This window comes from Pseudomonas sp. AC136 (assembly GCF_979258585.1).
Window position 1 is genome coordinate 2,750,167 of record NZ_OZ409865.1, and the last position, 21,924, is coordinate 2,772,090.

At 62.4% G+C, this 21,924-nt stretch carries 14 protein-coding genes; 5 read left to right on the forward strand and 9 right to left on the reverse strand.

Going from position 1 to position 21,924, the window contains the following annotated elements; genetic code table 11:
- Window positions 1–324: 324 nt before the first annotated feature.
- Together amaA and amaB are read right to left on the reverse strand one after the other, a co-directional pair.
- Window positions 325–1,608: an L-pipecolate oxidase gene (gene amaA / locus ACZZZU_RS12435; RefSeq protein ID WP_463550759.1), complete on the reverse strand. Its 1,284-nt coding sequence runs from the start codon at window positions 1,606–1,608 to the stop codon at window positions 325–327.
- Window positions 1,609–1,767: 159 nt separating this feature from the next.
- Entirely contained in the window at window positions 1,768–3,258 is a 1,491-nt protein-coding gene (amaB, locus tag ACZZZU_RS12440) for an L-piperidine-6-carboxylate dehydrogenase (protein ID WP_463550760.1), read from the reverse strand.
- A gap of 147 nt (window positions 3,259–3,405) precedes the next feature.
- Between amaB and ACZZZU_RS12445 the strand changes: the two genes are divergently transcribed.
- Together ACZZZU_RS12445 and ACZZZU_RS12450 are read left to right on the forward strand one after the other, a co-directional pair.
- Window positions 3,406–4,293 (forward strand): LysR family transcriptional regulator, encoded by an 888-nt coding sequence (locus ACZZZU_RS12445; protein ID WP_463550761.1) that lies wholly within the window; start codon window positions 3,406–3,408, stop codon window positions 4,291–4,293.
- 105 nt (window positions 4,294–4,398) lie between these two features.
- Window positions 4,399–5,418, forward strand: a complete 1,020-nt coding sequence (locus ACZZZU_RS12450) for a 2-oxoadipate dioxygenase/decarboxylase family protein (protein ID WP_463550762.1) — start codon at window positions 4,399–4,401, stop codon at window positions 5,416–5,418.
- A 263-nt stretch (window positions 5,419–5,681) separates the two neighbouring features.
- Here ACZZZU_RS12450 and azu read toward each other — a convergent pair whose 3' ends face one another.
- Window positions 5,682–6,131: an azurin gene (azu, locus tag ACZZZU_RS12455; RefSeq protein WP_122491933.1), complete on the reverse strand. Its 450-nt coding sequence runs from the start codon at window positions 6,129–6,131 to the stop codon at window positions 5,682–5,684.
- 367 nt (window positions 6,132–6,498) lie between these two features.
- On the opposite strand from azu, the gene ACZZZU_RS12460 reads away from it, so the two are divergent.
- Window positions 6,499–7,086, forward strand: a complete 588-nt coding sequence (locus ACZZZU_RS12460) for a TIGR00730 family Rossman fold protein (protein ID WP_122491935.1) — start codon at window positions 6,499–6,501, stop codon at window positions 7,084–7,086.
- A 91-nt stretch (window positions 7,087–7,177) separates the two neighbouring features.
- Window positions 7,178–7,342: an MPN domain-containing protein gene (locus tag ACZZZU_RS12465; RefSeq protein ID WP_163016470.1), complete on the forward strand. Its 165-nt coding sequence runs from the start codon at window positions 7,178–7,180 to the stop codon at window positions 7,340–7,342.
- 18 nt (window positions 7,343–7,360) lie between these two features.
- On the opposite strand, the gene ACZZZU_RS12470 is transcribed toward ACZZZU_RS12465, so the two are convergent.
- The 6 genes from ACZZZU_RS12470 to ACZZZU_RS12495 all read right to left on the reverse strand — a co-directional run bounded on the left by ACZZZU_RS12470 (window position 7,361) and on the right by ACZZZU_RS12495 (window position 19,794).
- A complete protein-coding gene (locus tag ACZZZU_RS12470; protein ID WP_463384045.1) occupies window positions 7,361–8,476 on the reverse strand; it encodes an SO2930 family diheme c-type cytochrome in 1,116 nt (371 codons plus the stop codon).
- The gene (locus ACZZZU_RS12475; protein ID WP_463550763.1) at window positions 8,473–9,714 is read right to left on the reverse strand and encodes a parallel beta-helix domain-containing protein; all 1,242 of its coding nucleotides are present in this window, start codon (window positions 9,712–9,714) and stop codon (window positions 8,473–8,475) included. Before ACZZZU_RS12475 ends, ACZZZU_RS12470 begins: the two co-directional genes overlap by 4 nt.
- A gap of 465 nt (window positions 9,715–10,179) precedes the next feature.
- On the reverse strand, window positions 10,180–11,067 hold the full coding sequence (locus ACZZZU_RS12480; RefSeq protein ID WP_463550764.1) for a transglutaminase family protein: 888 nt from the start codon (window positions 11,065–11,067) through the stop codon (window positions 10,180–10,182).
- Window positions 11,067–13,553 carry a circularly permuted type 2 ATP-grasp protein gene (locus ACZZZU_RS12485; protein ID WP_463550765.1) on the reverse strand — a complete coding sequence of 829 codons (2,487 nt, stop codon included), beginning with the start codon at window positions 13,551–13,553 and terminating at the stop codon, window positions 11,067–11,069. The genes ACZZZU_RS12480 and ACZZZU_RS12485 overlap by 1 nt, the downstream gene beginning before the upstream one ends.
- Window positions 13,554–13,671: 118 nt before the next feature.
- On the reverse strand, window positions 13,672–16,968 hold the full coding sequence (locus ACZZZU_RS12490) for a transglutaminase family protein (RefSeq protein WP_463550766.1): 3,297 nt from the start codon (window positions 16,966–16,968) through the stop codon (window positions 13,672–13,674).
- A 507-nt stretch (window positions 16,969–17,475) separates the two neighbouring features.
- A complete protein-coding gene (locus ACZZZU_RS12495) occupies window positions 17,476–19,794 on the reverse strand; it encodes a YgiQ family radical SAM protein (RefSeq protein WP_463550767.1) in 2,319 nt (772 codons plus the stop codon).
- Window positions 19,795–20,022: 228 nt separating this feature from the next.
- Between ACZZZU_RS12495 and ACZZZU_RS12500 the strand changes: the two genes are divergently transcribed.
- On the forward strand, window positions 20,023–21,915 hold the full coding sequence (locus tag ACZZZU_RS12500; protein WP_463552135.1) for a diguanylate cyclase domain-containing protein: 1,893 nt from the start codon (window positions 20,023–20,025) through the stop codon (window positions 21,913–21,915).
- The last annotated feature ends 9 nt before the right edge of the window (window positions 21,916–21,924 follow it).

The following is a 21,924-nucleotide window of genomic DNA, read 5'->3' on the forward strand; positions in this document are numbered from 1 at the left end:
AAATTAAGAGCAACCTAACGATCAGGCAAGAGCAACCGAGCACCCCAATCAGGGCAACTCGTCGTAACTGTACTTGTCACCGAAGTGCACACCCGTGGTGCGCGAAATGTGGGCACGCGCACCAATACAGGCTAGTGCAGCGATTCATCAATGTTGGGAGCAGGTCGCGTTTCGGGTGAAAAAAGGCACATAGCTGTACTGGTCGGGCGCGATGAGGAGCCTGTGGCCGCCTCACGACACTGTGGGAGCGGCTTTAGCCGCGATGCTTTTAAGGCAAGTCAAAAGCATCGCGGCTAAAGCCGCTCCCACAGTAACTTGGGACCGCTAAATCACCACCCGCAAACACTGCCCCGCGTGGTACAGCGAGAAGCCGAGTTCGTACAACCCGCTGCGCAGGCCCGGCGCGCTGATGCCGTCCATGGGCTGGAACGGCATGGGCAGCGCATCACGCGAACCGGTGAGCAAATAGTTGGCAAAGGCGCGCCCAACCGCCGTTCCCGTGGTAACGCCGCGACCGTTGTAACCGGTAACAGCCACCAACCCCGGCGCCGGCTCGAACAGGCGCATGAGGTGGTCGGGGGTGAAGGCGATGGTGCCGGTCCAGGTGCATTCCCATTCCACTTTGCCCAGCTGCGGGAAGTAGAACTGTTGAATGCGGTCGGCCCAGGCGCGCACGGCCCACATGGGTTTGTTCACGGCACTGCCGAGACTGCCGAGTAGCAGGCGGCCGTCGGCGTCGCGACGAATACTGCTGAGCACCTGGCGGGTGTCCCACGAGCCCTGGCCACCCGGCAGAATACTGTCGGCCGCCGCACCGCTGAGGGGCACCGAGGCCACTTGGTAATAGCCGCCGGGGAAAAAGTTTCGCCGCAGCTCCGTCCACTCGCCCTCGGTGTAGGCGTTTGAGGCCAACACCACCTTCTCAGCCAGCACCGAGCCCTGCACCGTTGCCACTAACCAATCCGCGCCCTGACGCTCCAGCCGGGTAACGGGCGAGTGATGAAACAGTTGCCCGCCAAGCCCGACCACGGCGCGGGCCAAACCACTGACATAGCCCATGGGATTGACCGTGCCGGCGCGGCGATCAAGCAACGCCGCATCGATGCGTTTGGTGCCAGTGGCAACATGGCAGGCCGCGCCAGTGATCATCTCCACCGGCGCGCCGCGACGCACCCATTGCGCACAGCGGCTTTGCAAATCGGCCGTGCCGCTGGCGTTGTGGGCCATGTGTAAGGTGCCCTGGCGTTGGGCCTGGCAGTCGATGGCGTATTTATCGATCAGGGAAAACACCAGCGACGGCGCGTTCCCCATCTCCGCCACCAGCTTGCTGCCGACGGCCTGACCGAGCCCGGCTTCGACGTCATCGGGCGCGATCCACATGCCGGCATTTACCAGCCCCACGTTGCGCCCCGAACCGCCGTGGCCGGTTTCATGGGCCTCGACGATGGCGACGCGCTTGCCTTGCTCAAGCAGGTGCAGCGCGGCGGATAAACCGGTGAAGCCGGCGCCGATCACACAGACATCCACCTTCAACTCACCCGTCAGCGCCTCGGCTGTTGGGCGCTGCGTGGTGACCTGTTCCCACAAACATGCTTGCTGTAACGGCATAGCAAGATTCCTAAAAAGCCGACCGCACACCATTGGAAAACGTAGCGAGCGAAGGTCAGGCAAGGCAAACACAGATGAAAAAAGCGGAGTTGGCTGTAGCCAATGAGCATTTTTGAATCTGTGTTTAACGCCGCATGGCCGAGCGCAGTAGTTTTCTCGTCAATCGAATGTGATGCCCTGGGCTAGCGGCAACTCACGGGAATAGTTAACGGTGTTGGTCTGCCGACGCATATACGCGCGCCATGCATCCGAGCCGGATTCACGGCCGCCGCCGGTTTCTTTTTCACCGCCAAAGGCGCCGCCGATTTCCGCACCGCTCGGGCCGATGTTGACGTTGGCGATGCCGCAGTCGCTGCCCACAGCCGACATAAATTGCTCGGCCTCGCGCACGTCGGTGGTGAAGATGCACGACGACAAGCCTTGCGGCACATCGTTGTTCAAGCGGATGGCGTCGGCGAAGTCGCTGTAGGTCAGCACGTAAAGAATGGGCGCGAAGGTTTCGTGGCGAACCACGGCGCTCTGCTCGGGCATTTCCACAATGGCCGGGGCCACGTAGTAGGCGTTGGGGAAGGTGTCTTCGAGTTGGCGGCTGCCGCCGAACACCGTGCCGCCTTCTTGTTTGGCCTGCACCAGCGCCGCTTGCATGCCGTCGAAGCTTTGCTTGTCGATCAGCGGCCCGACCAGATTGCCTTCCAGCGGGTGGCCGATGCGCACGTTGGCGTAGGCGGTTTTCAGGCGCGCGACAATTTCGTCTTTCACCGATTCGTGGGCGATCAGGCGGCGCAAGGTGGTGCAGCGCTGGCCGGCGGTGCCGATGGCGCTGAACAGAATGCCGCGCACGGCCATATCAAGGTCAGCACTGGGCGCGAGGATCATGGCGTTGTTGCCGCCCAATTCCAGAATCGAACGGGCAAAACGCGCCGCCACAATCGGCGCCACTTCACGGCCCATACGCGTGCTGCCGGTGGCGCTGACCAATGCCACACGACGGTCCTGCACCAGCGCTTCGCCGGCTTCGCGGGCACCAATGATGACTTGGCTGAGGTGGGCCGGCGCATCGCTGAATTGCTTGGCCACGCCGTCGAACAACGCCTGGCACGCCAGGGCGGTGAGCGGGGTTTTCTCCGACGGTTTCCACACCACCGAGTTGCCGCACACCAGCGCCAGCGTGGTGTTCCACGCCCACACCGCAACCGGGAAGTTGAAGGCGCTGATAACGCCGACCACGCCCAGCGGGTGCCAGGTTTCACGCATGTGGTGGCCGGGGCGCTCGGAGGCGATGGTCAAGCCATAGAGCTGGCGTGACAGGCCGACGGCGAAGTCGCAGATGTCGATCATTTCCTGCACTTCACCCAAGCCTTCCTGGGTAATTTTGCCGGCTTCCCACGACACCAGTTCGCCGAGCTCGGCCTTGTGCGCGCGCAGCGCTTCGCCGAACAAACGGATCAACTCGCCGCGACGCGGTGCCGGCACCTGGCGCCAGGCCTGAAAGGCGGCTTCGGCCTGACCGATCTGGGCCTGCACGGAGGCGGCATCCTGTAGCTCGACCGTGCCGATCTGGCTGCCGTCGATAGGCGAATGCACCGCGTGGGCGCCCTGTTGATAACGCGACGGGGCAACGCCCAATTTGTTCAGCAATGCAGCAACCATGTTCGGCACCTTTTAACCAACGGGTGAAATGTGATGGCAGCAGTAATAGCCGGCTCGCCTGCGCGCAACAAACGACCTTTACTCCACACATCATTCCGTTTAGTAATGCCAAACCCTCAATCGCCCGCCGCCGGACCGACTACCGCCATGCTCAAGCGCCACATGCCTTCGCTCACCGCCCTGCAATGCTTCGAAGCGGTGGCGCGGCACCTGAGTTTTACCCGCGCCTCGGAAGAACTGGCGCTCACGCAAAGCGCCGTGAGCAAGCAGGTGGCGCAGTTGGAAGAGGTGGTGCAGCACTTGCTGTTTCGCCGCGTGCGCCGAAGTTTGCAACTGACGCCGGCCGGCTCGTTGTACCTGGCCGAGGTGCGCAAAATTCTCACGCAGGTGGAAATGTCGACCCACTACCTGCGCTCTTATGGCGGCGAAACCGAAGTGCTGCGCGTGGCCACCCTGCCGACCTTCGGCGCGCGCTGGCTGGTGCCGCGCTTGAAAGGCTGGCGGTTGCGTCATCCGAATATTCACCTGGACGTGCGCAACGAACTGGAGCCCGACGAACTGGCGCAAGGCCTTAGCGACGTGGCGTTCTACTTCGGCCAAAGCGCCCGCCCTGGCGCCGAATGCGTGCGTTTGTTTGGCGAAGAAATGGTGCCGGTCTGCGCCCCGAGCGTGCTGCCCGCTGAGCCGTTTACCGATCCAACCCAACTCACCGAATTAGTCTTGCTGCAAAACGCCACCCGCCCGGAAGCGTGGCACGAGTGGTTTCAAAGCCAGGACCGACACACCGAGCACAGCTATCACGGCCCGCGCTTCGACAGTTTTTACATGTGCATTCGGGCCGCGCAGGTCGGTTGCGGCGTGGCCTTGCTGCCGCGCTTTCTGGTGGAAGAAGAACTGGCCGAAGGCAAACTGGTGATCCCGTGGCAACACAGCCTGACCAGCAACAGCGCGTATTACCTGGCCTACGCTGAACACGCGGCCGAAGTGCCAAAGGTGCGCGACTTCGTGCGCTGGATTCACGAGCAGATCGACTAGGCCGCCAATACGAATTTATGGAATGAACCCGGCAGTTTTTTTCGCTTGTCGCTCGCGGTGGCGACAGGTTTGATAGCCACACGTAATTGCCCAAGAGCCGCCGCCATGTCCCGTGATGCCCACTTGTTCCAGCTTGTCGCTGCCACCCTCGGCGAGGCCGCCGCCGAGTGGGTGTTTGCCCATGTCGCCATTCCCGAAGGCTTGGCCGGCTTCGCCAACACCGAGCAACAGCTGCACCGCGTGTGGCTGGCGGAAGCGCTGAACCTGAGCCTGTTCCACAAACTGGTGGAAGCGGTGCCCAACGGCCGACTGTACGTGGAAGAACAGCGCCAGGACGGCCGCCAGGTGGTGTTCGACCACGGCGCCATCCGCACCGTCGACTGGCCCGAGAACGGCGCCCTGCCCCGTGGCCGTCACGCCTTCACGCGCTTGCTGGAACCGCTGGGCTTTACCGACGTGCGCACGTATCCCCTGACCAAACTGAAAATGACCGGCTACGCCTACCGGCAGATGGACTTGCCCGCCGACATCGCCCAGTTCTTTGTCTCGGAACTGCACCCCGGTCGCTTCAGCGAAGCTTTTCAGCAGGCCGTCACTCGCGTCTGCGAAACCAGCCGCGACCCACTGACCGCCGAGCATCTGGCCACGCTGCGCACCTTGCGCCAAACCCGCCATTGCACCATGGCCGCCGCCCTGCACTTGCTGCCCGCGCTGTACCAGGCCTTCGACTGCCAGCACGCGACGGTTCAGGAAAGTGACTATCAGGCCCTGCTCAGCGAAAGCGCGGAAATGGCCTGGATCGCCACCGAGGGCAATCGCTTCAACCACCTCACCGACCGCGTAAGCGACCTGCAAGCGGTGGTCGACCACCAGCGCACCTTGCAGCGACCGATGAAAGACAGCATCGAAACCTCCAGCTCACGCCGCGTCATGCAAACCGCCTACAAAGCCGTGCAAGTACAGCGCGACGTTATCGACGCCCACGGCCACACCGTGCAGCGCACCGTACCGGGTTCGTTTGTGGAATTTATTCAGCGGGAAGTGGATGAAGAGACGGGCGAGTTGGACCTGCACTTCGACAGCAGCAATGCCCAGGGCATTTTCAAAATGACCGATTCGCGGTAGCGACGAGCAGCTGCGTTTTTTTTGTAGGAGCGGCTTTAGCCGCGATGCTCTTGAAGCTAAGACCATCGCGGCTAAAGCCGCTCCTACAGAATGTCTGTGCGCTTTGAAGCGCAGCGTACGGGACGGGAAGAATCACAAAGTACTGTGGGAGCGGCTTCAGCCGCGATGCTCTTGAGGCTAAGAGCATCGCGGCTAAAGCCGCTCCCACAAAAAAACGGCGCTAAGCCTTCAACGCCGTATGGCCGACGACCAGAAAGCCGTCCTCAGTCAACCAAAGAAACCGAGCCTTTCATCATCGAAGAGTGGCCCGGGAACGAGCAGAAGAACGAATAATCGTCGCCCGCTTTCAGCTTGCTCACGTCAAAACTCACCGAGTCTTTCTCACCAGCACCAATGATTTTGGTGTGGGCAATTACGCGGTCATCGCCGGCTTTCAGGTAGTTGGCGTCGATGCCTGCGCCCATGCCGTCGCCGGTTACGCCAGCCATGTCGGCGGTTTTGGCGATGACCAGGTTATGGCCCATGACGTTTTTAGGCAGCGAACCGCTGTGGGTCAGGTTCACGGTGAAGGTTTTGCAGCTTTTGCTGATTTTGATTTCTTTGGTGTCGTAGCTCATCTGGTCAGTGGAGTCGACGGTGACGGAGCAATCGGCGGCGAATGCCTGAAGGCTGGCCAGCGAAAGTACGGAAGCGAGTGCGAGCTTGCGAAGCATGGTGAACTCCTTGGCAGGGTGGGCAATGCGCCCGGTTTTACAGTGACGAACAAGTACTACGTGTTTAAACAGACGGTTGATAACACAGTCGAGTTCAAGCAAACGCGAGGCAAAAAGCCGCACGGCCAAGGTGCTATGGCGCTCATCGAAACAATTAAACGGCTCAAACGCTCGGCGTTACGTAGCCTAAGCGCTCATTCGACGAGGCGCTTGCCATGACATTCAACGACCTGATCCGCAGCCTGCTCGCTGCCTACGCCTGTGGCGCCAGCGGTACGTGCGCCGATGAACTGCGCCACGTTTAAACCTTGGTGAGCGCGCCGTCAGCGGCTACCCTGTGGACGCATTTTTGTCTGTGGAGTGGCTTATGTCGTTGCGTTCGCTGTGTGTGTTCTGTGGTGCCAGCCCGGGGGCCAACCCGGTTTATACCGAAGCGGCGGTGAATCTGGGCCGTGCCTTGGCCGAGCAAAACATCCGCCTGGTGTACGGCGGCGGTAAGGTCGGCTTGATGGGTACGGTCGCTGACGCGGCACTTGCGGCCGGCGGCGAAGTGGTCGGCATCATTCCGCAATCGCTGAAAGACGCCGAGATCGGCCACACGGGCCTGACTCGCCTGGAAGTGGTGGACGGCATGCACGCACGCAAAGCGCGAATGGCCGAACTGAGCGACGGTTTTATCGCCCTGCCCGGCGGCCTGGGTACGCTGGAAGAATTATTTGAAGTCTGGACCTGGGGCCAACTCGGCTACCACAGCAAGCCGTTGGGCCTGCTGGAAGTGAACGGCTTCTATGCCAAGCTCAACGACTTTCTCGATCACTTGGTGGCCGAACGCTTCGTGCGCGCGCCGCACCGGGAGATGCTGCAAATCAACGAGTCACCCACCGACCTGATTGCCGCCATGGCGGATTGGAAACCTTCGGTCGCGCCCAAATGGGTAGACCGCACGCCCACCTGACACCTTCAGCCAACTGCCTGGCCCACTGCGCAAATCACTGCGCGTGGGCTTTACTCAAAGGCAATGCGCACCGACACCAGCAGAGGACTTTATGGCCAAACCCAATTACAACTTCGCCAAGCAACAGCGCGACCTTGCCAAAGAACAGAAGAAAGAAGAGAAGCGCCAGCGCAAACTGGCCCACGGCCAAGCCGAGCAACCAGAAGAAAGCGCTGAGCCAGACACCGACGCCGTCGACGACAAACCCAGCGAGTAGTCCGCCCACACGCGCGGGTCAGCAACCGCCGCCCAGGCTGGCGATCCAGCGCGTGAGCATCTCCACCCCTTCGCGATGAACCACTGAGCGCCCCAGCTCGGGCATCATCACGCTGGGGTCGGTGCTGTCGACGCGATAGATCAGCACCGATTCATCCGGCTGGCCCGGATGAATATCCACCAAGCGATTCCCCGAGCCTTTCCCCGCTGCCACCGGCTGCTTGCAGATACCGCTGTGAATGCCCGTGGCCGTCGCCAGATTGAGCATCAACCCCGATGTACGCGCCGGCCCTTTCGGGTTGTGGCAGTGGGCGCAGTTGGCGTCGAGGTAGCTGCGCGTTTGTTTCTCCAGGGTTTCCCCCGCGCGCGGCTGGCCCCACAGCGCGTTCTGCGGCACGGCCGCCAGTTCGGCCGGCAAGCCGCTGAGCAGGCCCTGTTGCTGCCAGTGCTGCAATTGGTTAGCGGTGCCGTCGACGTACGTCACGGCCTTGTTCAGGTGACGCGCTTTGGGCCCCAGCGGATTGATGCCCTGGCCATGGCTTTCCTCATGGCAGCCGGCACACTGGTTGGCGTCTGGCACTTCGTAGCCCACGGCCAGGGTTTGCCCGGCGTCGTCGAGCAGGCTCAGGCTTTGGCTGTCGCCGGCCAGTTCCAGGTGCGCCTCCTGTTGTTTTTCATCCCAGACATAAGGCAGCGCCACCCAGCCGCTTTTTTGCTTGAGCAGAATGCGCGTTTCCACCAAGTGCACGCGGGCCAGGCTCAGGCCGGTGCTGGGGTCGCGGTCGTCCTGGTTGTTGCGGCGCAGGCGGCCTTGTTCATCCTTAGGGTAGTAGAAGGTTTTGCTCAGCACGGTGCCGACAGGGAAGTCGAAATGCTCCTCGCCATACGCCGCCGCTTCGCCCTTGGGCATCCACACGGTGCGCATCTTGTGGGCGTAGTCGGTGAACAGCGGCGTATTCAGGTCATACGGCGTCACCTCAGCGACCGGCTGCAAATGTCCGTCGCCGAGTTTCAAAATGCCCCACTCACTCAGGGTTTGCGGGTAGTTCTCGCCTTCGGGCAAGTACAACGGTGCCGACTGCTTGGAGCACGCCGCCAACAGCAGCGCGCCCGCCAACACAAACCATGCCTTCATGCACCCTGCCCCGCTTTGGCCGAGGCCAGTTCGATGGCCGGCAGTTTCGGCAGACTGCAGGTGTGGCTGCTCATGTCGGAGCTGATGTTTTTGTAGCCGTTGGGGGCGTCGACGTTGAGCATCTGCGCGGCGCCGTTATCCACGCAAATTGCCAAGTCAGGCGGCAGCTTGCCGTTTTTGACTTTGTCGACGTTCACGTAGCCGTCCCAGAGAATGTCCGGCAGACGCCCGCTGAGGCCGAACTGGCTGATGCGCAGAGCTTTGAGTTCGAGGTTGTCGGGGCTGTCGCCGCCTGGGCCAAAGCGGTTGCCGTAGATGTAGATACTTTCCGGATACGGGTCGAAGCCTTCGGCGGTGGAGAGGTCGGTGTAGCCAGTGCTGAAGTAGCTGCTGACGATCAGGTTGGCGGTTTTGTGCTCGCCGATATCGTTGTCGAAAATTTCCACCTGATCGTTGGAATTGATCACCACGCCCGAGCCTGCCGGCACGCTGGCCACGGGTGTGCCCTTGTGGCCGAAGTTGTCGTGGTTATTGCCCTGCACCTTGTTTTTGTACACCCGGGTGGCGCGCCCGGCCTGCTGCAAGTTGGGCATGTTGAACACCAGAATGCCGCCGGTGTTGCCGGTGGCGACGTTGTCGTAGACGTCGGCGCCAATGGTGTTTTCGATTTCGATGCCGGCCACGTTCTTCTCCGCCCGGCTGTTGCGCACCACCACATTGCGCGACTGGCCGACGTAAATGCCGGCATCCGATGCACCGATGGCCACCACGCCATCAACCAGCACGTTTTCGGTTTGCACGGGGTAGATGCCATAGGCGCCGTTCTCGGTCGCCGGGCCGCCCGTCCATTCGGTGCGCACGCGGCGGATGATGATGTTCTTGCCGCCGACGACTTTCAGCGAATCGCCTTTGGTGTCTTCGAAAGCCAAGTCTTCGATGGTGAAATCGGAGGCATCCACCAGCAGCCCTTCGGCGCCGCTTTTCTGGCCTTTGAAACTGAGCACGGTTTTATCCATGCCCGCGCCTTTGATGGTCACGCCACTGGCCTTGAGGCTCAGGCTGCGATCGAGCTGATAGGTGCCGGCGGGAATGTCGATAACGTCGCCGGCCTTGGCCTTGATCAGCTTGGCCTGCAGTTCTTTCTGGAAATCAACGTGGGTCACCGCCGGTTTCTCCGGCTCGCCGCACGCGGCCAGCAACACGGAAACGGCTAGTACAGACAAGGTGGCGATACGCATGGCGGGCTCCGCTAGGCTTTTTGTGAGTTTTTGTTTCCTACAGAGTTGGCACTATAGTTCCACATAAAATAAAAACCAAGGGCTACGTCACCTTCGGAAAGGCCTGACTTGATCAAATGACTTGAACCAAACACCCGTCATCCTCGCGCACGCGGGGATCCAGGCGCGGTGATTGTCCAGGCAACGCCGCTCGGCTCGAAACTCTGGATTCCCGCGTGCGCGGGAATGACGGTGGGTGGAGGGAAATATGAGTCAGCCCGGGCGGCATGCGCGGGAATGACGGTGGGTGATGGGAGAGTGAGTCAGGCCGGGCGGCCGACAGCGGCTCGGGGCTCGCGCGGGTGTACGCGAAGGGAAGAACACAACCACCTGTAGGAGAGGCTTTAGCCTCGATGCTCTTCAACCATCAAGAGCATCGAGGCTAAAGCCTCTCCTACAAAAAGCATCCAGAACCTGCGATGGGCCCTACAGCGGAATCACCGTCACCTGCACATCCGGATCATGGCTTCCGCCACCCAAAATCACGCCACGCAGCGGTGAGACGTCGGAGAAGTCGCGGCCTCGGGCGAGGCTGATGTGTTCCAGTGCCGGGCGCACGTTGTTGGTGGGGTCGAAGTCGACCCAGCCGAGCGTCGGGCAGTACACCGATACCCACGCATGGGAGGCGTCGGCGCCGATCAGGCGAGGTTGGCCGGGCGGTGGCTGGGTGAGCAGGTAGCCACTGACGTAACGCGCCGCCAGGCCGCGCGAGCGCAAGCAGGCGAGCATCAGGTGGGCGAAGTCTTGGCACACGCCACGGCGCCGCTCCAGCACTTCCACCAGCGGCGTCGCCACCTGGGTGGCTTCGGCGTCAAAGGTGAACTCGCGGAAGATTTTTTCCATCAGCGCCTGCACCCCCAAAAGCAGCGGGCGGCTGGGCGGAAAGCAGCTGTCGGCGTAGTCGGAGAAGGCTTTTTTCAAGCGCACATAGGGCGACTCGAAGCAGAAGCGGCAGGCGTCGAGCACCGCGTCGGGCTTGGGTTTGCCGTTGTAGGTGAGCACGCTGCGGGTGTGGTCCCAGGCGGGCGATAGGCGAAAATCCAGCGCCGGTTGTTCGCGCAGTTCCACCACCAGGCGGGCGTTCACTTCCAACTCGTCGTGGGGCCGTTCGAAGGCCAGGCGGGTGACCGGGTTGCCGAATACATCCTGCTCATCGCGGCGGCTGGTGGGCTCCGGGTTGATGTGCAGCTCTTGCTCCACGCAAATCTGCCAGGGGCTAGGGCGCGGCCACAAATGCGCCAGTTGTTGGGCCAGCGACACCGGGCTGTCGTAGCGGTAATGGGTGTCGTGAAGAATCTGGTAGCGCGCGCTCATTACACCGACACCGTTTGCTTGCTGACGTCATCGACATGGGCGAAATGGCGCAGCGCCAGGCGGTCCGATGCGTGGCCGGCCGCTTCTGATACCTGCTTGAGCAGCACCACCAAACCGTCCAGCACCGCCCGCAGACTGGTCACGCCAAACAACTGGTTTTCCAGGCTGCCGAGGTCGAATGCCGCCAGGCGCTCAGCCAACAGCGACAGCCCGACTTCGCGCGGCGCGGCGAAATCTTCGTTAAGGCGACTCAGCGAGCGCACGGCCAGGCGCAGTTGGAACAGCACGGCGTGGGGGTTTTGTTCGTCGAGCAGCAGCAAGTCCAGCACGGGAATTAACTGCGGCACCGCCATGTAGCGCGACCGGTACGTGATGCTGCTGTTGCCCAGCTCCAGCAGCCATTCCAGGCCGACCTGATCGAACACCGCTACGCCATGAAGAAACTCGGCCAGGCTGCTGCTGAGAAATTGCAGGCGCTCGATTTGCCGGCCCACCATGAGAAAGCGCCAGCCTTCGTCGCGGGTCATGTCGTCCAGGGCAAAGCCGGAGAGCGCGGCGAGCGACATCACCAAGCGGTTGAGAAAATCCAGCAGCTCGCCGAAGTCGGGTTTTTCGCTGTCGAGAGTCTGCGCGTCGTGTTGCAACTGCACCAGCGCTTGCCAGTTCTCTCGCGAAAGCTTGCCGCGCACTTGCGAGGCCGCCCACTGCAAGCGCAGCAGGTTGGCGCGCAGGCTGGCGGGCCAGTCCGGGCCCATCAAAGCGACCAGCAAGCGGTCGTGCAGGTCGCCGGCTTCGGGCAGCAGTTTCAGGCTTTCGGCCAATTCCACAGCCGCTTGCAGCGCCAGCGGATCGTCGCCCTCGACATAGCGCGCCAGCATGATGCGCAGCAGCCGCGCGCTGTCGTCGCAGCGCTCGCAGTAGCGGCCAAACCAGAACAGGTTTTCGACGATGCGCGAGGGCAGATACGGGTCGCGCCGCACCAGGCCGAGGCCGCCGAGATTCTTTGGATTGGGCTTGGTTTCCCCGCCCGGCGCCGGCTCGCCCAGCACCCAGGTGTCTTTGCTGGCACCGCCGCGCTGCATCGACACCACGTCGGCGTCGGCCTCGGTGGCCACCCGCGTCAGGCCGCCGGGCAGAATGCGATAACCGTCGGCATCGGCCACGGCGTACACGCGCATGCCGATGGCGCGCGGCTGCAACTGCCCGTTCTCCGGCTGCCACACCGGCGCCTGCGACAGCTGCGCCAGTTCCTGCGCCACATAGGCGTAGGGGCGTTTACGAATGCGTTTGGCCAGGGCGTCGCGCTGCGCTTGGCTGAGGTCGCGACCAAACACCGGGGTGAAACTTTGCGACGGGAAGGCGGGTTTGATCAGCAGCCCCGGCAGTTTCTCCAGCGCCTGCTCCAGAACCGGCTCTTCGCCGCACCACCAGGTGGCAATCGAGGGCAAGAGCAAATCTTCGCCGAACAAGTGCTGATTGATCTGCGGCAGAAAGCCGAGCAAACCCGGCGATTCCAACACGCCGCTGCCCAGGGCGTTGGCCACGAGCACGCGGCCTTGGCGCACGGCTTCGAGCAGCCCCGGCACGCCGAGGGCGGAGTCGGTGCGCAGCTCCAGCGGGTCGCAGAAGTCGTCGTCGAGGCGGCGCATGATGGCGTGCACGCGGCGCAAGCCGCTGAGGGTTTTCAGGTACACGGTGGCGTCACGAACGGTCAGGTCGCCGCCTTCCACCAGCGGATAACCGAGCTGGCGCGCCAGGTACAAATGTTCGAAATAGCTTTCGTTAAAGCGCCCCGGCGTCAGCAGCACCACCAGCGGCACTTCGCCGTCGGTGGGCGCCTGGCGAGCCAGGGTTTCCTGCAAGGTGCGGAAAAAGGCGTTGAGGTGCTGAATTTGTAAGTCGCGGTACAACTCGGGAAATGCGCGGGAAACAATCTGCCGATTTTCCAGCGCATAACCGGCACCCGACGGCGCCTGGGTGCGGTCGGCCGTGACCCACCAGCGGCCATCGGGCGTGCGCGCCAAGTCCACCGCGTACACATGCAAATACGTGCCATCCGGCGGTTCGACGCCTTGGCACGGCCAGAGAAAATTGTTGTGGCCGAAGATCAATTCCGCCGGCAGCAAGCCTTTGGCGATCAGGGTTTGCGGACCGTACAAATCGGCCAATACGCTGTTGAGCAGCTTGGCGCGCTGGGCGATGCCGGCGGCGATTTTCTGCCATTCATCAGCGGGCAGAAGATGGGGCAGCAGGTCCAATTCCCACGGTCGGTCGGCGCCTTTGGGGTCGGCGTAGACGTTATAGGTCACGCCGTTTTCCTGAATTTGTCGCGTCAGCAACGCCTGGCGCTGGGCCAGTTGCAGCACGCTGCTGCGCTGCAATTGGTCGAACAGCCGCCGCCAATGCGCGCGCAGGTTGCCCTCGCTGTCGAGCATCTCGTGGTAGCTACCCGGTGTCAGCCGGTACAGGTCTAGCAGGTCAGGCATGTAACGCTCGGCAGACGACAGGAAATCAGAAAGTACCGCTCAAAAGCGTAGCGCAGCCCGGCAATATCACCCATGGCGCGCCACCTGCTCTGGGCGGCGCTTGCCGTGGGCAAACCGGTCAGCGTCGATGCAGGCGCAGGTCCAAGGTCATCGGCAGCTCATCGTTGATCTGCAACGTCGGCACCGACAACTGCCCGGGGTTATGCCCAAGGCGGAAAAAACGCGCCATGCGCCGGCTTTCCGCTTCGTTGGCGTTCACCGGCAGGGTCTCGTAATTGCGCCCGCCGGGGTGGGCGACATGATACTGACAACCGCCCAGCGAGCGCTGCATCCAGGTATCCAGCAAATCGAACACCAACGGCGCGTGCACGCCAATGGTCGGCTGCAACGCGTTGTATGGCTGCCAGGCGCGAAAGCGCACGCCGGCAACGAACTCGCCCACTCGCCCGGTCGGTTGCAACGGCACCGCCGCGCCATTGCAGGTGAGCAAGTAGCGCTGCGGCGGCAGGCCGTTGATTTTCACCTGCACGCGCTCCAGCGAGGAATCGACATAACGCACCGTGCCGCCGCCACCGCCCTCCTCGCCCAGCACATGCCACGGCTCCAGCGCCTGCCGCAGTTCCAGCTCGATACCGGCCACGGCGTAATCACCGATTTTCGGGAAGCGAAACTCCAGATGCGCGTCGAACCACTCAGCGCGCAGCGGATAGCCGGCGTTGTTCAGGTCGACGATCACGTCGGCGAAATCTTGCTGGATAAAATGCGGTAGCAGGAAGCGGTCGTGCAGCTCCGTGCCCCAGCGCGCCAGTTTTGGCGGCGCGTAAGGCTCGCGCCAGAAACGCGCCACCAGCGCTCGCAGCAACAGCTGCTGGGTCAGGCTCATGCGCGCATGGGGCGGCATTTCGAAACCGCGCAGCTCCAGCAAACCGAGGCGGCCGCTGGCGCTGTCGGGCGAATAGAGTTTGTCGATGCAGAACTCGGCGCGGTGGGTGTTGCCGGTCACGTCAATCAGCAGGTTGCGCAGCAGGCGGTCGACAATCCACGGCGGGCATTCTTCGCCCGGTGCCGGCATTTGCGAGAAGGCGATTTCCAGTTCGTAGAGCGAGTCGTTGCGCGCTTCGTCGATGCGCGGCGCCTGGGACGTCGGACCGATAAACAGCCCGGAGAACAGGTACGACAGCGACGGGTGATTGTGCCAATAGCTGATCAGGCTGCGCAGCAAATCGGGGCGGCGCAGAAACGGCGAGTCGGCCGGCGTGGCGCCACCGAGCACAAAGTGGTTCCCGCCGCCGGTGCCGGTGTGGCGGCCGTCGATCATGAATTTCTCAGTGGTCAGCCGGGTTTGCCGCGCTTCTTCGTAGAGAAACTCCGTGCGCTCCACCAACTGCTCCCAGCTGGACGAGGGCTGCACATTCACTTCAATCACGCCGGGGTCGGGCGTGACGCGGAAGTTGCCCAAACGCGGATCGCTCGGCGGCTCGTAGCCTTCGAGCAGCACCGGGCAATGCAGCTCTTCGGCGCAGGCCTCGATGACGTTGACCAACGTCAGGTAATCCTCAAGCGCGGCGAGCGGCGGCATAAACAGGTACAAACGCCCGTCGCGCGCTTCGGCGCACAAGGCGGTACGAGTCAGCCAATGGGCCGACTCGTCGATCTTCGGCTCGCCTTGTTCGGCCTTGGCCGGTGCTTCACCGCGCTCAGCCGGCAATACGCGCAGGGCATCGCTGGAGGGCAACTCGGCGAAGGTCTGATTCGGGTCCGGCAGATGCACAAACGGAAATTCCGCCGCCTTCACCCACGGCTGCGACGCCAGCGGCAAGCGATAGCCCATGGCCGAGTCGCCCGGCACAAGTCGGCAATGCTCGTCGCGCAAATACCAGCTCCCGCTTTGCCAGGCATTGCCATCTGCGGTGCGCGCCAACGGCAGCACTTGGCCGACGACTTTATCCAGGCCCTGGGCGAAGACTTTGCGCAGCCGCGCGCGCTCCATTTCATCGCTCAGGCGCGAATCTTCGGCGCTGACGTTCTTGGGCAGCGCGCCTTCGCGCCAGAGGTAATAGAAATTGTCTTCGTAGGCCGGAAACACGAACTCGCCGGGCAGTTGCAGGCGCTCGGCAACGCTGGCGAGGAAGCGCCCGGCGAGCGCGCCATCGGCTTCGTAGTTCTGGGTTTCATCGGCAACCAGCGCCGGGTTGTGCCAGATCGGCTCGCCGTCGTGGCGCCAGAAACAGTTCAGCGACCAGCGCGGCAGTTGCTCGCCCGGGTACCACTTGCCCTGGCCGAAATGCACCAGGCCCTTGGGCGCGTAGCGCTTGCGCATGCGCTGGTACAGCTCGGCGGAGAGTTTGCGTTTGTTATCGCCCAGGGCGTCGGTGTTCCACTCGGGGCCGTCGGGGTCGTCGATGGACACAAACGTCGGCTCGCCGCCCATGGTCAGGCGCACGTCGCCTTCGAGCAGGTCGTGATCAATCTGCCGGCCGAGGCGCTCGATCTCCAGCCATTGCTCCTCGGTGTACGGTTTGGTCACGCGCGGCGCTTCCCAGATGCGCTCCACCGACATCTCGTGGGTGAACTCCGCTTCGCACGGCTCCACCACGCCGCTGATGGGCGCCGCGGAGGAAGGCTCCGGGCTGCACGCCAACGGAATATGGCCCTCGCCGGCAAACAGGCCGGATGTTGGGTCGAGCCCCACCCAACCGGCGCCGGGCAAATACACCTCGCACCAGGCATGCAGATCGGTGAAGTCCACGGTGGTGCCGCTGGGGCCGTCGAGGGCTTTGACGTCGGCGGTGAGTTGAATCAGGTAGCCGGAAACAAAGCGCGCCGCCAGGCCCAGGCTGCGCAGAATCTGCACCAGCAACCAGGCCGAATCGCGGCACGAGCCGGAAGCGTTGACCAGGGTTTGCTCGGGCGTTTGTACGCCCGGCTCCATGCGGATCAGGTAGCTGATGTCCTGGCTCAGGCGCTGGTTCAGGGCGACGAGGAAGTCGATGGTCGGCAGCGGCTTGCGCTCAATGCTGGCGACGTAGGCGTCGAATTTTGTCGTGGGGTCGAGGGTCGCCAGGTACGGCGTCAGCTCGCGCTTTTCATCGGCCGAATAGGTGAACGGGATTTTTTCGGCGTAGGGCTCGAGGAAGAAATCGAAGGGGTTGAACACCGCCATTTCGGCGACCAGATCGACCTCGATGCGCAGCTCGGTGGTTTTCTCCGGGAACACCAGGCGCGCCAGGTAATTGCCCTGAGGGTCTTGTTGCCAATTGATGAAGTGCTTTTCGGGCAGCACTTTCAGCGCGTACGAGAGCACGCGCGTACGGCTATGGGCCGCCGGGCGCAAACGCACGATTTGCGGGCCAAGGTCTACCGCACGGTCATAGCGGTAGTGGGTAACGTGGTGCAATGCGACATGAATCGACACGGCGTGCCTCCTGCGAGCCTTGGCGGGCAGTGAGCCGCGCAAGACTTATGCCAGCCGGGGCGGAGCCGGTGGTTTCGCTACCCGTCCCTGCACCCCGGCACCAAAATCGCGCCAGTGGCGATGCGTGGGGCAGAGGATCGCACGTTAACGGGGCGCAGGGGATGTCGAGGTGGCTACCGAGGTCTTCATTGTGGCGGGCGCGGACCGTTCAGGATCACAACTCTATGGCCAATCACACCGTCATCCTCGCGAACGCGGGGATCCAGAATGTTCAGCCGAACGCAGGGAAGCCGGGCGCTACGATCAAAATCCAGTCAAAAGCCCCTCCCCCCTATCCCCTCTCCCGCAAGCGGGAGAGGGGAATGGATCGGGGAGGTTTCGAAACACGCGGTCGGCTCCCTCTCCCGCTTGCGGGAGAGGGCTGGGGTGAGGGGCCTTTGACTGTCAGCGAACGACAAAAACAAAAACGCCAACCCGAAGGTTGGCGTTCTCGTTCATACAAAGACCTTAACGAGGAAATACAGGCTGACGCGCCGGCTTCTTACCGCCTTTGCCGCCCTTGCCCTTGCCGCCTTTGGCCGCGTCGTGACGGGCTTTAGCGTCTTCCTTGCTCTTGGCGAACGCGGCCGCTTTGGCTTGCTCGCGTTTGTCCCACGGATTACCGCCGTCGCTGGCGCGCGGGGGCAGGCCGGTGTGCTGGGTGAGGATTTTGGTTTCCTTGGCCACTTTATGGCTGCCGGCGGGCGTTGAATTTTTCCGGCGTGCGCTCTGGTAGCTGTCGGTAGCCGGCTGGTGCAACGGAATGAGCTGGTTCTTGCCCGGCCCAATCAAGTCGCCACGGCCCATGCGCAGCAGCGCTTCACGCAACATCGGCCAACCCTTGGGGTCGTGGTAGCGCAGGAAGGCTTTGTGCAGGCGGCGTTGGTCTTCGCTTTTAACGATGGTCACGCCGTCGCTCTTGTACGTGACTTTGCGCAGCGGGTTTTTGCCCGAGTGGTACATCGCCGTGGCGGTGGCCATGGGCGATGGATAGAACGCTTGCACCTGGTCGGCACGGAAGCCGTTGCCTTTGAGCCACAGGGCCAGGTTCATCATGTCTTCGTCGGTAGTGCCCGGGTGCGCGGCGATGAAGTACGGGATCAGGTACTGCTCTTTGCCCGCCTCTTTCGAGTACTTCTCGAACATGCGCTTGAACTTGTCATACGAGCCAATGCCCGGCTTCATCATCTGATTCAGCGGGCCTTCCTCGGTGTGTTCCGGGGCAATTTTCAGGTAGCCGCCGACGTGGTGCGTGACCAGTTCTTTCACGTATTCAGGCGATTCCACGGCCAGGTCGTAACGCAGGCCGGAGGCGATCAGAATTTTCTTCACGCCGGGCAACGCGCGGGCGCTGCGGTATAGCTGAATCAGGCTGGAGTGGTCGGTGTTCAGGTTCGGGCAAATGCCGGGGAACACGCACGACGGCTTGCGGCACGCGGATTCGATTTCCGGGCTCTTGCAGGCGATGCGGTACATGTTGGCGGTCGGCCCGCCGAGGTCGGAAATCACGCCGGTGAAGCCTGGCACTTTGTCGCGGATTTCTTCGATCTCGCGAATGATCGACTCTTCCGAGCGGTTCTGGATGATGCGGCCTTCGTGCTCGGTAATGGAGCAGAAGGTGCAGCCACCAAAGCAGCCACGCATGATGTTTACCGAGAAACGGATCATGTCGTAGGCGGGAATTTTCTCTTTGCCATAGGCCGGGTGCGGCACACGCTGGTACGGCATGCCAAACACGTAGTCCATTTCCTCGGTGGTCATGGGAATGGGTGGCGGGTTGAACCACACATCCACTTCGCCATGCTTCTGCACCAATGCGCGGGCGTTACCCGGGTTGGTTTCCAGGTGCAGCACGCGGTTGGCGTGGGCGTACAGAACCGGGTCGTTGCGCACCTTTTCCATGGACGGCAGGCGGATCACGGTTTTGTCGCGGGTCATGCGCGGGCTGGCCAGAATCTGCACGACTTTGGCTTCTTCCGGGTCTTCAACCGGGCCCTTTTCCTGCTCGATGGCGCAGGCCTGGGTGTCTTGGGTGTTCACGTACGGGTTGATGATCTTGTCGACCTTGCCCGGACGGTCGATGCGCGTGGAATCGACTTCGTACCAGCCCTGCGGCGTGTCGCGGCGGATAAACGCGGTGCCGCGCACATCGGTGATGTCTTCGATTTTCTGCCCGTACGACAGGCGCTGGGCCACTTCGACGATGGCGCGCTCGGCGTTGCCGTACAGAAGAATGTCGGCGCTGGCGTCGATCAGAATCGAGTTGCGCACGCGGTCTTGCCAGTAGTCGTAATGCGCGATACGGCGCAGCGAGGCTTCAATGCCGCCGAGCACGATGGGCACGTTTTTGTAGGCTTCTTTGCAACGCTGGCTGTACACCAGGCTGGCGCGGTCTGGGCGTTTGCCGGCCAGACCGCCAGGCGTGTAGGCGTCGTCGGAGCGAATTTTCTTGTCGGCGGTGTAGCGGTTGATCATCGAATCCATGTTGCCGGCCGCGACGCCGAAGAACAGGTTCGGCTCGCCGAGCTTCATAAAGTCGTCTTTGGACTGCCAGTTGGGCTGCGCAATGATGCCCACGCGAAAGCCTTGCGCTTCGAGCAGCCGGCCGATGATCGCCATGCCAAACGAAGGATGATCCACATACGCATCACCGGTGACGATGATGATGTCGCAGGAATCCCAGCCAAGCTGATCCATCTCTTCCCGGCTCATCGGCAGGAAAGGCGCAGGCCCGAAACACTCGGCCCAGTACTTTGGATAATCGAATAGCGGCTTGGCTGCTTGCATGGGGGAACCGTATGGCAGTTGCATGGAAAATCGCGGGCGCGGAATATAGCACAAAAAATGTACAGAATCCGACTGTGTCAGTCAGCTACTGGCCGATGGATGACAAGAAAGTCGCTCAAGCCCTGTCATCAATTTCCGATCATGATAGCTATACTCGATCCAGTTTTAATCGCCCGGCCGCAGCGCTTGGCTACAAGGAGTTTTGCGGTGCGGCTGAACATTGTGCGGATGTGCCTGTATGCCTTGTTGACCGTGTGCGCTGCCCACGCGTCGGCTGCGGCGCCCATGCTGCTCGACCGCAGCAGCAGCGGCCAGTCGCTGAACGGGCAGATTGAGCTGCTCGAAGATGTCGGCGCCACGCTGAACATTGCCGACATGGCCAAGCCCGACATTCAACAGCGTTTCGTGCCGGCCAACGGCAAGGCCAGCGTCGGCCAGAGTCGCAACCCGTGGTGGATTAAAGTCAGCCTGCAACGGCGCAGCGATGCACCGCCGCTGTGGTGGCTGGAGATCGGTTCTGTCACCCAGCTGAATATGCAGCTCTATTTGCCCGGCCCGCACACCAGTTGGCAGCAGCGCCAGAGCGGCGAAGTGGTGAATTACGCCGAAGGTCGCGACTACCCGTACCGCCGCACGCTGTTCAAGCTGCCTGAGCTGGGCGACGAACCGCTGACCTTTTATTTGCGCAGCTACGACCCGGCCGGTAACTCGTTTCCGCTGAAGGTCTGGCAGCTCGATGATTTGAGCCAACTGGCCGCCACCGAAAACATCGGCCTGGGGCTGATCTACGGGATCATCACGGCGCTGCTGCTGTACAACCTGTTTATCTTTTTCAGCCTGCGCGACGCGGCTTACTTCTGGTACGTGCTCGCCACCGGCGGCGCCCTGCTGTTTATCGTCAGCATGACCGGCCACGGCTTCCAATACCTGTGGCCCAACCACCCGGTTCCGGTGTGGCTCGACCGCATTGTGCTGCCCTCGCTGTGGGGCATTTTCGCCACGCGCTTTACCCAAACGCTGATGCAGACCAAGCGCTATGTGCGCTGGGCCCATCACCTGCTGAACCTGGCGTGCGTGGTGTACGTGGTGGCGATTGCGCTGGACGTTGCCGGCCAGCGCGGCACGGCGGCGTGGATTATTGCCCTGCTGTCGTTCACCAGTATTCCGGCGGCCCTGGGCGCGGCGTTTATTCGCTGGCGGCAGCATTACTTTCCGGCGCTGCTGTACCTCTGCGGCTACGGCCTGATTCTGGGCAGCACCGGCTTATTGCTGCTGCGCACCACGGGCGTGGTGCAGCCGGCTGGCTGGAACGCCTATGTGTTTCCGTTGGCGGTGGCGGCGGAGTCGATTTTGTTTTCCTTCGCCCTCGCCTACCGCATCCAGACGCTCAAGCACGACCGCTCCACGGCGCTGCAACAAGCCGACCGCGAGAAAACCGCGCGCCTGTCGCAGATACAAGCCAGTGCCGACGAACTCCAGCGTGCCGTGGAAGTGCGCACGGCCGAACTGGCCCAGGCCAACCAGCAATTGCGTGAACGGGAACAGGCGCTGCAACACGCCGCCTTTCACGACCCGCTGACCGACCTGCCCAACCGCCGCTACCTGATTGAGCGCGTGGAAACAGCGTTGGCCGACGCCAGCCGCCGTCACGAATCGGTGGCGCTGCTGTTGGTGGACCTCGACCATTTCAAACCGATCAACGACCGCCACGGCCACGACGCCGGCGACCTGATGCTGCGCACCATCGGCCAGCGCCTGCGCGAGCATGTGCGCAGCAATGACATGGTGGCGCGATTGGGCGGCGACGAATTCGCCATCGTCATCAGCGGCCCCGAAGCCGAGCAGCACGCGCAGGAAATTGCCGTGCGCTTGCTGAGCGAACTGGCCAAGCCGGTGCTGTATGGCGCGAACAATCTAGCGGTGACCATCAGTATTGGCGCGGCGCTGTTTCCGCAACACGCCAAGCAATTCGCTGGTTTGTACAAAGCGGCGGACGAAGCGCTGTATCAGGCCAAGAGCCAGGGCCGTTCTGGCTGCATCATTCGCGGCAAGGATGGCTCGCTGACGCCGGAGCAGTGCCTGTTTCTGGATGTGCTGCAGGTGCCGACGGGGCTGGTGTAAGCGGTCTGC

What these genes read in the sequence shown, in the direction of transcription:
- amaA (WP_463550759.1), bottom strand. Translation starts at nt 1,608, where the DNA reads ATGCCGTTACAGCAAGCATGTTTGTGGGAACAGGTCACCACGCAGCGC.
- amaB (WP_463550760.1), bottom strand. Translation starts at nt 3,258, where the DNA reads ATGGTTGCTGCATTGCTGAACAAATTGGGCGTTGCCCCGTCGCGTTAT.
- ACZZZU_RS12445 (WP_463550761.1), top strand. Translation starts at nt 3,406, where the DNA reads ATGCTCAAGCGCCACATGCCTTCGCTCACCGCCCTGCAATGCTTCGAA.
- ACZZZU_RS12450 (WP_463550762.1), top strand. Translation starts at nt 4,399, where the DNA reads ATGTCCCGTGATGCCCACTTGTTCCAGCTTGTCGCTGCCACCCTCGGC.
- azu (WP_122491933.1), bottom strand. Translation starts at nt 6,131, where the DNA reads ATGCTTCGCAAGCTCGCACTCGCTTCCGTACTTTCGCTGGCCAGCCTT.
- ACZZZU_RS12460 (WP_122491935.1), top strand. Translation starts at nt 6,499, where the DNA reads ATGTCGTTGCGTTCGCTGTGTGTGTTCTGTGGTGCCAGCCCGGGGGCC.
- ACZZZU_RS12465 (WP_163016470.1), top strand. Translation starts at nt 7,178, where the DNA reads ATGGCCAAACCCAATTACAACTTCGCCAAGCAACAGCGCGACCTTGCC.
- ACZZZU_RS12470 (WP_463384045.1), bottom strand. Translation starts at nt 8,476, where the DNA reads ATGAAGGCATGGTTTGTGTTGGCGGGCGCGCTGCTGTTGGCGGCGTGC.
- ACZZZU_RS12475 (WP_463550763.1), bottom strand. Translation starts at nt 9,714, where the DNA reads ATGCGTATCGCCACCTTGTCTGTACTAGCCGTTTCCGTGTTGCTGGCC.
- ACZZZU_RS12480 (WP_463550764.1), bottom strand. Translation starts at nt 11,067, where the DNA reads ATGAGCGCGCGCTACCAGATTCTTCACGACACCCATTACCGCTACGAC.
- ACZZZU_RS12485 (WP_463550765.1), bottom strand. Translation starts at nt 13,553, where the DNA reads ATGCCTGACCTGCTAGACCTGTACCGGCTGACACCGGGTAGCTACCAC.
- ACZZZU_RS12495 (WP_463550767.1), bottom strand. Translation starts at nt 19,794, where the DNA reads ATGCAAGCAGCCAAGCCGCTATTCGATTATCCAAAGTACTGGGCCGAG.
- ACZZZU_RS12500 (WP_463552135.1), top strand. Translation starts at nt 20,023, where the DNA reads ATGTGCCTGTATGCCTTGTTGACCGTGTGCGCTGCCCACGCGTCGGCT.